Annotated in this window: 10 protein-coding genes and 1 tRNA gene; 7 read left to right on the top strand and 4 right to left on the bottom strand. The window is 60.7% G+C overall.

Annotation, left to right across the window (positions count from 1 at the left end):
- The first annotated feature begins 157 nt into the window (after positions 1-157).
- The 6 genes from GRAN_RS04465 (at position 158) to gcvPB (ending at position 6,120) form a co-directional block, all read left to right on the top strand.
- The gene (locus GRAN_RS04465; RefSeq protein WP_128911774.1) at positions 158-658 is read left to right on the top strand and encodes a hypothetical protein; all 501 of its coding nucleotides are present in this window, start codon (positions 158-160) and stop codon (positions 656-658) included.
- A gap of 54 nt (positions 659-712) precedes the next feature.
- A complete protein-coding gene (gene gcvT, locus GRAN_RS04470; protein WP_128911775.1) occupies positions 713-1,876 on the top strand; it encodes a glycine cleavage system aminomethyltransferase GcvT in 1,164 nt (387 codons plus the stop codon).
- Positions 1,877-1,928: 52 nt separating this feature from the next.
- Complete coding sequence (gene gcvH, locus GRAN_RS04475) at positions 1,929-2,318, top strand: glycine cleavage system protein GcvH (RefSeq protein WP_128911776.1); 390 nt, start codon at positions 1,929-1,931, stop codon at positions 2,316-2,318.
- Between the two features lie 3 nt (positions 2,319-2,321).
- Positions 2,322-3,689 (top strand): aminomethyl-transferring glycine dehydrogenase subunit GcvPA, encoded by a 1,368-nt coding sequence (gene gcvPA, locus GRAN_RS04480; protein WP_128911777.1) that lies wholly within the window; start codon positions 2,322-2,324, stop codon positions 3,687-3,689.
- A gap of 15 nt (positions 3,690-3,704) precedes the next feature.
- On the top strand, positions 3,705-4,049 hold the full coding sequence (locus tag GRAN_RS04485; RefSeq protein ID WP_128911778.1) for a hypothetical protein: 345 nt from the start codon (positions 3,705-3,707) through the stop codon (positions 4,047-4,049).
- 523 nt (positions 4,050-4,572) lie between these two features.
- Positions 4,573-6,120: an aminomethyl-transferring glycine dehydrogenase subunit GcvPB gene (gene gcvPB, locus GRAN_RS04490; RefSeq protein ID WP_128911779.1), complete on the top strand. Its 1,548-nt coding sequence runs from the start codon at positions 4,573-4,575 to the stop codon at positions 6,118-6,120.
- Positions 6,121-6,222: 102 nt separating this feature from the next.
- Here the strand turns inward: gcvPB and GRAN_RS04495 are convergent, their stop codons facing one another.
- On the bottom strand, positions 6,223-6,750 hold the full coding sequence (locus tag GRAN_RS04495; protein ID WP_128911780.1) for a DUF2911 domain-containing protein: 528 nt from the start codon (positions 6,748-6,750) through the stop codon (positions 6,223-6,225).
- A gap of 114 nt (positions 6,751-6,864) precedes the next feature.
- Here GRAN_RS04495 and GRAN_RS04500 point away from each other — a divergent pair.
- Positions 6,865-6,941 (top strand) — tRNA-Arg (locus GRAN_RS04500).
- A gap of 79 nt (positions 6,942-7,020) precedes the next feature.
- On the opposite strand, the gene GRAN_RS04505 is transcribed toward GRAN_RS04500, so the two are convergent.
- The 3 genes from GRAN_RS04505 to GRAN_RS04515 all read right to left on the bottom strand — a co-directional run bounded on the left by GRAN_RS04505 (position 7,021) and on the right by GRAN_RS04515 (position 12,937).
- A complete protein-coding gene (locus tag GRAN_RS04505) occupies positions 7,021-10,512 on the bottom strand; it encodes a TonB-dependent receptor (protein ID WP_128911781.1) in 3,492 nt (1,163 codons plus the stop codon).
- A 283-nt stretch (positions 10,513-10,795) separates the two neighbouring features.
- Positions 10,796-11,200, bottom strand: coding sequence for a DUF2237 family protein (locus GRAN_RS04510; protein WP_128911782.1), 405 nt, complete (start codon positions 11,198-11,200; stop codon positions 10,796-10,798).
- Positions 11,201-11,296: 96 nt separating this feature from the next.
- Positions 11,297-12,937 (bottom strand): ABC-F family ATP-binding cassette domain-containing protein, encoded by a 1,641-nt coding sequence (locus GRAN_RS04515; RefSeq protein ID WP_128911783.1) that lies wholly within the window; start codon positions 12,935-12,937, stop codon positions 11,297-11,299.
- Positions 12,938-13,008 lie beyond the last annotated feature (71 nt).

The raw sequence follows: 13,008 nt of genomic DNA on the forward strand, positions 1-13,008 counted from the left end.
AGCCCGCGTTGTAAACGTGATCGAAACTGCCTTCCCTTCCCCTCAAAATCCCACCCTCCCGCACCGTCCTAGAGATCACGGCCCCTAAGGCAGTCCGACCTCGCTCGCCGGACTCGCAAGCCAACGGCCGGAGCCCACTCCCCGGAGTCATCTCAGAATGCGAGTGCGTCCCACCCTCCTGGCCCTGGCTTTTTCGTCCTCTCTGGCTATCGCCCAGACGATCCCCGAAGCCCACTGCACCTCGCTAGCCGGAACCACCGTCAACCTCCCCGCCGACCTTCAGGGCCGCACCACCATCCTCGTCCTCGGCTTCAGCCGCGACTCCCAGCAGTCCGTCACCACCTGGGGCCGCCGCCTCGCCGCCGACTTTGCCACATCCACCACCGTCTCTTTCTACGAACTCGCCATGCTCGAATCCGTCCCCCGCATCATGCGCGGCCTCGTTCTCCGCTCCATGAAGAAGGACGTCTCCGAGCGCAACCAGCCCCACTTACTTCCCATCACCGACAACGAGCCCCTCTGGCGCAATCTCGCCCACTACGACAAGCCCGAAGACGCCTACGTCCTCCTCGTCGCCCCCGACGGCGCCATCCTGTGGCAAGCCGCCGGCCCGCCCACCGACGCCGCCTACGCCGACCTCAGGAAGCATCTCCCCTGACCCCACGCGATGCTATCGTTGAAGTGCAACCTCCGCACCAGAAGGACCCAAGCCATGGCTGAAATCGTCACATCCCCCCCGCTCCACGAAAACGTCAAAGCCCTGCGCAAAACGGCCCTCAACGCCACCCATCGCCAGCACAAGGCCTCCATGGTCGACTTCGGCGGGTGGGACATGCCCGTCACCTACGCCGGCCTCATCGCCGAACACATGGCCGTCCGCACCGGCGTCGGCCTCTTCGACGTCTCGCACATGGGCGACATTCAGTTCCGCGGCCCCGGCTCCCTCGCCGCCGTCAACCAGCTCTGCATGAACGACGCCTCCAGGCTCCAGGTTGGCCAGGCCCACTACTCGGCCATGCTTCAGCCCGACGGCACCTTCGTCGACGACGTCGTCGTCCACAAGCTCTCCGAAAACGACTACCTCATCGTCATCAACGCCGGAACCCGCGAAAAAGACATCCAGTGGGTTCGCAAGCAGGTCGGCCACATGCCCGGCGTGCACATCAACGACTTTTCGGACTACTACACCCAGCTCGCTATCCAGGGCCCCAAGGCCGAAGCCACCCTCCAGAAACTCACCGATACCGACCTCAGCGTCATCAAGAACTACTGGTTCACCTGGGGCAAGGTCTGTGGCCTCTATAACGTCATGATCGCCCGCACCGGCTACACCGGCGAAGACGGCTTCGAGATCTACATCCCCTCCGACGAGCCCACCAGCGGCCGCGTCTGGGGCGAGGTCCTCGCCGCCGGAGCCGAGTTCGGCATCATGCCCTGCGGTCTCGGCTCCCGCAACACCCTCCGCCTCGAAGCCGCCATGGCCCTCTACGGCCACGAGATCTCCGACACCCTCAACGTCTTCGAAGCCAACCTTGGCCGCTACGCCAAGCTCGACAAACCCTCTTTCGTAGGCCGCGAAGCCCTCTTAGAAGTCCAGAACACCGGCGGCCCCAAGAAGAAGTTAGTCGGCCTCGAGATGATCGAGCGCGGCATCGGCCGCGACGGCTACCCCGTCCTCTCGCTCACCGGAGAGAAGATCGGCGAGATCACAAGCGGCTCCCCCGCCCCCTTCCTCAAGAAAAACATCGCCATGGCCTACGTCCCCATCGAATACTCTGCCGTCGATGGCGAGGTCGCAATCGAAATTCGTGGTCAGGCCGTCAAGGCGAAGGTAGTCGCTTTACCGTTCTACAAACGTCCGAAAAAAACGGCCTGATCCCACCCCGAACCCCATCTACCCTTTAGAAAGAGCTGGAGACACGGCACCTATGGCATATCCCGCAGCCTACAAGTACACCAAGGAACACGAGTGGATCTCCGTCGACGGCACCGTCGGCACGATCGGCATCACTGACTACGCCCAGAACTCCCTCGGCGACATCGTCTTCGTCGAGCTCCCCAAAATCGGTGACAAGCTGGAAGCCCACGCAACCTTCGGCTCCGTCGAGTCCGTCAAGGCCGTCTCCGACCTCTACTCGCCCGTCTCCGGAACCGTCACCGAGATCAACGAGAGCCTGACCGCCTCCCCCGAGGTCATCAACACCGACGCCAACACCACCTGGCTCCTCAAGATCGAACTCACCGACCCCGCCGAGCTCGACTCCCTCCTCTCCTCCACCGACTACGACACCTTCACCGCCGAAGAGACCGGACACTAAAGCATGCGCTACCTGCCCAAATCCCCCACGGACCGCGAGGAGATGCTCGCCGAGATCGGGGTCTCGTCCATCGACGACCTCTTCGCGACCATCCCCGAGGAGTACCAGCTCAAGCGCGATCTCGATATCCCCCGCCAGCACGCCGAGTCCGAGATCATCGACCGCTTCCGCGGCTACGCCGAGTCGAACGCGACCGGCTACTCCAGCTTCCTCGGTGCCGGCGTCTATCGCCACTACAAGCCCGTCATCATCGATTCCCTCGTCCAGCGCGGCGAGTTCCTCACCAGCTACACACCCTATCAGCCTGAGATCGCGCAAGGCACCCTCCAGGCCATGTTCGAGTTCCAGACCATGATCTGCGAGCTCACCGGCATGGAGATCGCCAACGCCAGCATGTACGACGGGTCTACGGGCGCTGCCGAGGCTATCATGATGGCCGTCCGCGTCACCGGACGCAACGCCGCCGTCATCGCCCGTACCGTCCATCCCGAGTACCGCGAGGTCATCGCCACCTACGCCCAGCACCAGCAGATCCCCCTCACCGAGATCAGCTACGCCACCACCGGCCGCGTGGACCTCGCTGCCCTCGACGCCGCGATCACCGACGACACCGCCTGCGTCCTCATCCAGTCGCCTAACTTCTTCGGAACCATCGAAGACGTCGCCGCCATTGCCGAGATCGCCCACGCCAAGGGTGCCCTCCTCATCGTCTCGATCGCCGAAGCGGTCTCCCTCGGCATCGTCCGCCCCCCCGCCGAGGCCGACATCATCTCCCTCGAAGCCCAGTCCTACGGCGTCTCCATCGGCTACGGTGGACCCTACTGCGGCGTCATCGCCTGCAAGGAAAAGTTCCTCCGCCAGATGCCCGGACGCCTCATCGGCGAAACGAAAGACGTAAACGGCAAACGCGGCTTCGTCCTCACCCTCTCCACCCGCGAGCAGCACATCCGCCGCGAGAAGGCCACCTCCAACATCTGCACCAACCAGGCCCTCGTCGCCCTCATGACGACCATCTTCCTCACCGTCTACGGCAAGGAAGGCATGAAGGAACTCGCCGAGCACAACCTCGCCAAAGCCGCCTACCTCAAGAGCGTCCTCGGAGCCGAAGGCAAAGTCCTCTTCGAAGGAGCCCCCCGCTTCCACGAGTTCGTCCTCGACCTCGGAGCGTCCGCAGACGAGATCAACACCGGCCTCCTCAAGGAAAAGATCATCGGCGGCCTGCCCCTCGCGAAGTGGTACCCCGAACTCGGCCCCAACGCCAGCCTCTGGTGCGCCACCGAACTCACCACCCGCGTCCAGATGGATGCCGCCGCCAAAGCCGTCAACGCACTCGCCCCGGCACAAGTGGAACAGACCCTCGTAGCCCGGTAAGGAAAGTAACGTCGCATGGATATCTCAGACATCATCGGGCAGGAGCTGGTCGCCGTCGAGTTCGTTCAGGACTTCGTCCGCCTCCGCTTCGAAACCCCACTCTTCACCCTCCACGAGTGGCCCTACGTCCTGCTCACCGACTTCTCCGTAGGCTACGGCGAACCCGAGTACCGCAACGCCCTCTGCGCCCAGATCGGCGAACAGGTCGCCAAAGCCTCTCTCGAAGAAGGCGAATCCCTCACCATCGAGTTCGAATCCGGAGTCGCCCTCGGCCTCTCCCTCCGCGAAGAAGATCTCGACGCTCCCGAAGCCGGCAGCTTCTCTGCCACCGGTGACGGCTCCGACGAAGAAAGTTTTTAGCAGTCTTTGCTCTTCTGGTTGTCATTCCCGAAGGGAATCCGCGTCTGTCCTTGCTCTGTCTTCCTGAATCGGGGGCACAAAAACCAGGGTGCCCCATCTTCGCCGACGGCACGATCGTCGGCTAAGGTGGGAACGTAAACCGCCCAAACCACGCACCTGCCGTTGCTTTTCTTGTTGTCATAAGGGAATCTGCGTCTGCCCATGGCTTGCGGTTGCCGGTTACCTGGGAAGCAAAAAACCTTGTCAAGCCCCAAAATCACGCAACCCCAACAAAACAAAGCGAAAAGTCGGTGTCCTTTTAGTTATGGTGGATCTTCTAAAATGGAAGTAAGAGAGAAAAAGAAGCAAGCTCCGCCGAGCAAATAAGCTAAGTCCTTTCTCTACTAATATTTGCAGCTAAACCCAATCGTATCTGATATTTACAGCCCATACCGTCCCGCATCCGTAACAAACGAAACGACTTACACGCGGGCAATGGGGAGGGGGAGTACCCCTCAAAAAGCGTAACGGAAGGACACGAGTCATGAGCGAAGCAAAGTTCCAGGGAACCCCGAAGAAGGTCTCGACCCACGTCAACCAGAACGAAGACCTCATCTTCGAGAAGTCCTCGCCCGGCAAGAAGGCCTATCGCCTCGCCGAACTCGACGTCCCCGCGATTGACGCCGCCACCCTTCTCGGCGACTCGCAGCGCAAGGACCTCGGCGTCATGCCCGAACTCTCCGAGATCGAGATCATCCGCCACTTCACCCGGCTCTCCACCTGGAACTACGCCATCGACCTCGGCATGTACCCGCTCGGAAGCTGCACCATGAAGTACAACCCGCGCGTGAACGAGGCTGTCTCCCGCTTCGAGGGTATCGCCGACGCGCACCCCTACCAGCCCGAGAGCCTCTCCCAGGGCGCGCTCAGCATCATGAAGACCCTTCAGGACTGCCTCGTCGAGATCACCGGCATGGACACCATCACCCTCCAGCCCGCCGCCGGAGCCCACGGCGAGTTCACCGGCATCCTCCTCGTCCGCGCCTATCACGAGAGCAAGGGCAACGCCCGCAAGAAGATCCTCATCCCCGACTCCGCCCACGGCACCAACCCCGCCACAGCCGCCGTCTGCGGCTACCAGGTCCAGAACCTCAAGTCGAACGCACTCGGCATGGTCGATCTCGCCGAACTCGAGCGCCTCGTCGACGAAGACACCGCCGCCCTCATGCTCACCAACCCCTCCACCATCGGGGTCTTCGAGAGCGAGATCCACAAGATCGCCGACATCCTCCACGCCAAGGGCGCGCTCCTCTACATGGACGGAGCCAACATGAACGCTCTCGTCGGCAAGACCCGCCCGGGAGACTTCGGCGTCGACGTCATGCACCTGAACCTGCACAAGACCTTCTCCACCCCCCACGGTGGGGGCGGCCCGGGCTCCGGCCCGGTCGCCTGCAAGAAGATCCTCGAGCCGTTCCTCCCGACCCCCGTCGTCATCACCCGCGAAGACGGCTCCCTCGGCCTCGAATACAACCGCCCGCAGACCGTCGGCCGCGTCCGCATGTTCTACGGTAACTTCGGCATGTTCGTCCGCGCACTCGCCTACATCCTCGCGAACGGCCCCGATGGCCTCCGCCAGACCACCGAAGACGCCGTCCTCAACGCCAATTACATCCGCGCCAAGCTGCAGGACACCTTCGAGCTCCCCTACAAGAGCCCGTCCCTCCACGAGGTCGTCTTCTCCGACAAGCTCCAGGCCAAAAACGGCGTCAAGACCGGCGACATGGGCAAGCGCCTCATCGACTACGGCTTCCACGCCTACACCGTCAGCTTCCCATTGGTCGTCTCGGGAGCGATGATGATCGAGCCGACCGAAAGCGAGAGCCGCGAAGAGCTCGACCTTCTCATCGACGCCCTGAAGCAGATCGCCCAGGAAGCCGCCGAGAACCCCGAACTCGTCAAAACGGCACCCCACACCACACGTCTCCAACGCCTCGACGAAACCACCGCAGCCCGCAAGCCCATCCTCCGCTGGAAAGCCCCCATCGCCGCGACGCCACTAGCCGTCGATTCGGCCTCGAAGGAGTGGTGAAGCAAGCTTGATGACGAAAGAAAAAGGCCGCTTCGAGCGGCCTTTTTCTTTTGCACTTGCCCTTCTGGTTGTCATTCCCGAAGGGAATCTGCGTTTCCGTCCTTACTTCGCCAACGAAACGGGAACGAAGACATCCGTCTTCTCCCACTTCACATGCAGGTCAGTCTTAGTCCCGGAGGTGTTCTCGAACGAAATCGACATCACTTCCTTCGGCGTTCCGAGATCCTTCTTCATCATCGGAACGCGCCCAAGGTCCTGATCCTGGTGATATTCCGTTCCCCACTGCTTGGTCTGCTTGTTGACGATGAGCTGCCAGTCGGTCGCACTCGGCAGCGTATAGATCGTATAAGTCCCAGCCGGAACCTTGAGCGTGCCGATCATCAGGTCAGCCGCAATGATGATCGTCGTAGCAGGATTCGCGCCCGTTCGCCAGACTTCACCGTAAGGCACGAGACCGCCCATGATGGTGCGCCCGCGGATGGAAGGTGTGTTGTAGGTGATCTTGATCGCCTTACCGCCGAGCATCACGCTGGCTGTAGCTGGAGGCGAAAGTGTGGCCTCATCCTGCGCGAGCATCGTGGTGGCAAGAAGGACCGTACAGGCAAGTGTGGAAAGAATGCGGAGGAACATAGATCGGGTTATCTCGCTTTCGCTTGAATCGCTAACCTGTTGATGCTGCGTGAGCCGCGAAGCCATGTCAACTGCGGGAAAATGGGCCTGTTGACCGTGCTACCATTCTTGCAGGCGCCCGTAGCTCAGCTGGATAGAGCGGCAGCCTCCGAAGCTGTAGGTCAGAAGTTCGAATCTTCTCGGGCGCACCATCTTAGAATCACTGAGACAAATAAAAGCGGCTCCCGAGATCACTCTCCGGAGCCGCTTCTTCTTGGTTTGGTTGTGGCGCTAGAAGAACACCTTCGCGGAGAACTGCATCTGGCGAGCGGTGTAGAGACCATTGTTCGTTCCGCTGACCGCACCAAACGCATTGAGCCGCTGGCTGACCGTTCCGCTACCCAGGTTCGGGTTTGGCGCGATGCAGCCCTGCAGCGTTGAACCAGCAGGAGCGCCGCCTGCAAGGCACGTCGCAGTCACCGTTCCGGAAGAGCTTGCCCCAACGTTCAGGTACTGCGACTGCGTGCCAACCACACTGGTGATAATGGTGTGGTTGAGCAGGTTGAAGGCATCCGCCGAGAACTGCGCGTAGATCTTCTCGTGGATCGGAATGTTACGCGAGAGCCGGAAGTCCAGGTTGTTGTAGCCCGGTCCGATGATGCTGTTGCGACCGATCTGCGGAGGACGTCCAGTGGTCGCCAGTCCGGAACCGGAGCTCATGGCGCCACCGTAGATGCCGCCATCGTCTCCATAGCTCGTAGAGCTGGTGGAACCGCTGTAGACCGTTCCAGCCATGCTCATAAAGATAGGCTGTCCTGCCGAAGCGATGTCAGCACCTGAGAAGGTCCAGTCGTCCACAAGATGCTTCACCAGTTTGTTGCTCTCGAGGAGGTGCGGCTGGTAGACGAAGCTAAGGGTGAAGCGATTGCGGATATCGATATCCGACAGGCCGTTCTCCGCCTTCTGGTTGTTGGGGTCAAGCGGAGCATCGCCACCATAGAAGGTGCCGTTCGCGCCGCCTACCTGGCCGGTATCGCTGGCGTGAGCCCAGGTGTAGTTCATCAGGACTTCCAGACCGTTCGCGAAGGGACGGCGGACGGTCGCAGCAAGGGAGTTATACCAGGTGTTGGCCTTGGAGAAGCCGGTGTTATAGGTAGCGATGGTCTGGTTGATGCGATCCGTAGGCAGGTAAACGGGCACCGTAAGCTGCTTGGTGACGTTGTTGCTGCCATCCAGAACGTTGTAGCTGCGAAGCCCGTGCGGGGTCTGGCCAAGCAGGTTTGCGTCGATGAAGACCGGCAGACGCATACCGCGTGTGCCAACGTAGCCAACCGAAAGACTCATCTTGCCCGGCAGTGCCTGCTCCACGGAGAGATCAGCCTCATGCGCGTACGGCGGAGCAAAGTTGGGATCCAGACCGTGGAAGCTCTGCGCGCCCGGGGAGGTCGGTCCATTGACGGATGCAACCGTTCCGCCGGTAGGATGGAGCGAGCCGCTGAGCGCTGGGCCAGTGACCGCGAAGGGAACGTTTGGGAAGCCCAGCTTGGCAGCAGTGGTGCCTGTGCCCGGAACCGACGGACAGGAGACCGTCGCCGTCGCCGTAGTCGTGGCACCGCAACCGGAGTAGTTGAAGTTGATCTGGACGACACCGTTTTCCACGCGGTCCGCGTAGTAGGTGCTGCCCTGGTTCAGAGCAGAGAAGACCCCGTAACCACCGCGGACGACCGTGCCGGGATTGGGCTCCCACGCAAAACCGACGCGAGGCTGAAAGCGGCTGACGTTCTTGATGGTCTTGCTGTAGAGCGGGAAAGGCGTGCCGTAGTTCAGCGGGTTGATGCCGGCGATCGTGGGCGGCGTGGTGTACTGAGGCGCAGGCGTGATCTGGATGTCGTAACGGATGCCTGCAGTGAGCGTAAAGTTCGACCGCATCTTCCACGAGTCTTCGGCAAAGCCGTCGACCATGTTCATGTAGAAGTCGTCCTTACCCTGGGTGCCGGCAGCGGTGTTCACCACATCGACCGTCTGCACGAAGCTCGTGTAGTGATACCCGGCGAATGGATCAGTATCTCCCGTCTGGCCCGCGAAGGCGTCCTGCAAATAGGACTGGAAGTTTACGTTGTTGTTCGTCCCGGAGTAGCTGTAGATTCCGCCGCCCTGGAAGAGATTGATCATCACCTCGTGGACGTTGTTGAGGTCGCCACCGAACTTGAACGTGTGATGTCCATGGGTTGTCGAGAAGACATCGGTGAACTGAATGCGGTGTTCATCCGGCTCGGCGATACGGGGCAGCGCGTTCGGCATGCCGAAGGTCACGATGCCCGTCGCCACCGAGGGCCCGGGAGCGTTGGCGCCGGCTGTTTCAAGATCACGGCCGTACTGGAAGTGAACCTGATTGACAGAAGTTTTGCCAATCTGGGTAGTGAGACCCGCGACCAGGAAGCGCTCGTGGTAGCTCGTGGGCGCGTTCGTCGAAGGCGAGCTATTGGAGAAGGTGTTGGCAGGGCTGTAGCCATACGAGGAATCAAAATCCGCGAAGTTATAGTCGACGAAGGCATCGTTGCGGCTGTTGATGTGGTAGTCGAGGCGCGGGAAGAAGAGGTTCTGCTTTTGGAAGCGGCCGGGAGCGGCGTTGGATAGCCCCTGCAGGAAGCTGATGGCGTTGACGCACTGCGTCGAGGTGATACCAAAGTTCTGCGTGTACCCTGTCGTACCAACGACCGGGCACTGGTTCGGAGTTGCCGTGTTGTTCGTGGTGTAGGAGCCGGTGCCAGTGGTCGAAATGACGTTGCTGTCCGAGTAGAGGACGCGCCCGACCTTGCGGAAGCCGTCATAGGTGAAGAAGTAAAAGAGGCGATCCGGGATGATCGGTCCGCCGACAGAGCCGCCGAACTGGTGCTGCTGATGGATGGGCTGGGTCAGCAGGAACGGTGTCCCGCCGTTATGCAGGGCCGAATACTTGCTGAAAGGATCAAGTGCATTCAGATCCGGATAGCGGAGATAGTAGAAGACATCACCATGAATATGGTTGGTGCCGGACTTCGTGATGGCGTTGACCTGTCCACCGGCGGCCTGGCCAAACTCAACCGAGTAATTCGACGTTTCGGCCTGGAACTCCTTGATCGAATCGATGGAGTACACATAGGGCGCGCCCGAAGAACGGCCACGGGCCTCGGAGAAGAGCATCTGGTTGTTGTTCGAACCGTCGACGTAGTTCTGGTTGTAGAGACCCGAGATACCGTGAAAGCTCACCAGTCCCGTGCCACCATCCTGCACCACGTTCGGCGTGTTCAGCACGAACGCGCTCCAGTTACGCGTCGCAACCGGCAGATTGGCCAGCAGGTTCGCATCGAACGTCTGCGACACCTCGGTCTTTTCGGTATCGAGAATCGGCGTGGTCGCCGTCACATCCACAGTGGTCGAGACCGAACCCGAAGTCAGGGTGGCGTCGATCGAGAGCACCTGGCCGACGGTCAGCACGAGGTTCTTGCGATCCACCTTGCTGTAGTTGCCCCCGCCAAGGACGACCTCATAGTGGCCAGGCTGGAGGAACGGCGAGTTGTAGTCGCCGGCACCGCTGGTGGTGAGCGTACGCGTGACACCGGTATCGGTGTTGATCACCGTGACGGATGCGTTAGGAACGACGGCTCCGCTAGTGTCGGTGACCGTGCCACTGATGTTGCCAACGCCTGAGGTCTGGGCCGTGGCGGAGATCGTCATTGAGGTGAAAACAAGGGCAGCGGCGGCGCTACAGGCGAGCCGTTTCAAGGTTCTTTTCGGGGTCATGGGAATGGAAGGCTCCGTGCGCGGGTAAAACTTTCCGTCCCGGCGGCAGCGCGGCTGTCAGGACGGGGTCTCGTGGAACTCTCTTGAGATCGAAAGCGGGTGTTCAGGGACACGCTTCCTCTACTTTTTCGTGATGTCTTAAGGCTCAAGCCACGGGGCGGGGATGTCAAGAACAAAGAGACGGAAAACAGCCACGTCGCATAGGCTTCAACGTATTTTCACCCACGACCGACAATTCAGAGCGGCCCGCGAGATGGCAGCACAGCATGGAACGTTCGCGCTCTTACTGAAGTTGGTCCGGGATCACCGCATGCTGAATCAGAAGCTCGAACGGCACGATCTTCAGCGTGTTCTCATGCGTCGCTTCGAGAACCACCGGGCATGCCGCGCCTGCCTGCTGCACCTGGAGCCAGCGTGCCGCGCAGACGCACCAGCGGTCGCCAGGCCTCAGGCCGGGAAAGCCAAACTGCGGATGCGGCGTCGAAAGATCGTTCCCAAGCGCCTTCGACGCCTGTAAAAACGCCTCATCGACAATGCAGCAGACCGTGTGGACGCCCAAATCATCTTCCCCGGTTTCGCAGCATCCCGTGCGATAGAAGCCGGTCATGGGATCGCAGCCGCAGACCTGCAGGGGCTGGCCGAGGACGTTCTTACCGCGCGGGACGGGATTCGGGATCTCGGATGGCATGGGCTCTAGTATCCCATTTCAGGAGGTGCCGTGCGAAGAGCATGAAAAAGCCCCACCTATCGACGATCGATGAATGGGGCCGAGGAGAGGCATGAACTACTTCGCGGCGGACATGGTCTGTTGCAGCAGGTACTCGCTGTAAGGCCCCTTGAAGTCGTCGATGGTGAAGTTCAACGGGCCGCCGTGGAAGTGCCAGATGCGCGTCGCCACATCGCTGATCAGGTCGAGATCGTGAGTGACCAGGAAGACCGTTCCTTCGTACTTCTGTAGCGCGAGGTTCAGTGCGTTGATGCTCTCGAGATCAAGGTGGTTCGACGGTTCGTCGAAGACAAGCACATTCGGCTTCTGCAACATGATCTTGCAGAAAAGCAGCCTAGCCGCTTCGCCTCCAGAAAGCGCATCGGTCATCTTGGTGCCTTCTTCGCCGCGGAAGAGCATCTGCCCCAGGATGCCGCGAATGTCTTCCTTCGTAGCAGTCGGGTCGAACTGGTGCAGCCAGTCGGATGCGGTCATGCCCTTCTGGATGGATCCCTTGTGATCCTGGGCGAAGTAGCCAATCTGAGCCTCGTGCCCCCACTTCACCACGCCTGAGTCGATCGAAACGTCCTTCTCGTCGACGCCCGGAGCGTTGGCGAGCAGAGCCTTCAGCATGGTCGTCTTACCCTGGCCGTTGCGGCCCATCAGGACGATCTTGTCGCCGCGCATGCAGGAGACGGTGAAGTCCTGGATGACGTGCTCGACCTTCCCGTCCTTCTGCGGATAGCTCTTGTTGACGCGCTCCGCTTCAAGAATTGTGCGGCCCGAGGGACGAGTCTGTTCGAAGCGGATGAACGGACGCTGAATATTCGAACGCGCGACGTCGGTGGTAGCCAGGCGTTCCACTTCCTTCTTGCGGGAATTCACCTGCGAAGAACGTGTACCGGCAGAAAAGCGCGCGATGAAGTCGTTCAACTGTGCGATCTTCTTCTCGCGCTGCTCGTTCTGGCTCTCGATGCGGGTCCGGATCGAGGTCTTCTGCTCGACCATGTCGTCGTAGCCGCCGTTGTACAGGATGATCGTCTCGTAATCGATGTCAGCGATGTGGGTGCAGACCGAGTTGAGGAAGTGCCGATCGTGCGAGATGGTAATGAGCGTCCCGTTATAGCGGACGAGAAAATCCTGTAGCCAGTTAATCGAGTCGAGATCGAGATAGTTCGTCGGTTCGTCGAGCAGCAGGGCCTGCGGATCACCGAACAGCGCCTGGCAGAGGAGCACGCGGACCTTCTGCCCACCTTGCAGCTCCGACATCTTGCGTTCATGCAGTTCGTCGGCAATGTCGAGTCCCTGCAGTAGAATGGCGGCGTTCGATTCGGCTTCGTAACCATCCTCTTCCCCGACGATGCCTTCGAGTTCGCCGAGACGGGAACCGTCTTCGTCGGTCATCTCGGCCTTGTTGTAGATGATCTCGCGCTCTTCAAGAGCCGCCCAAAGGGGCTTGTTGCCCATGATGACGGTGTCAATGACGCGGTAAGCGTCGAAGGCGTACTGGTCCTGCGAGAGCACGCCGATCTTGCGTGGGCGAACGACGTTGCCCTTTTGGGCCTCGAGTTCGCCAGTGAGCACCTTCATGAAGGTGGATTTGCCGGCGCCGTTCGGGCCCGTGAGGCCGTAGCGGCCGCCGGTCGGGAAGGTGACGGAGACATCCTCAAAGAGGAGCTTCTGGCCGTAGCGCATGGTGACATTCGAGACGGAGATCATGGGTCAATCCTGTATGGGCTGATGAGATGTGTCGGCCTCGCGGCCTGATGATTCGATTCGGGACTGCGCGC

The sequence above is a fragment of the Granulicella sibirica genome (genome assembly GCF_004115155.1).
GTDB classification, from domain to species: Bacteria; Acidobacteriota; Terriglobia; order Terriglobales; family Acidobacteriaceae; genus Edaphobacter; species Edaphobacter sibiricus.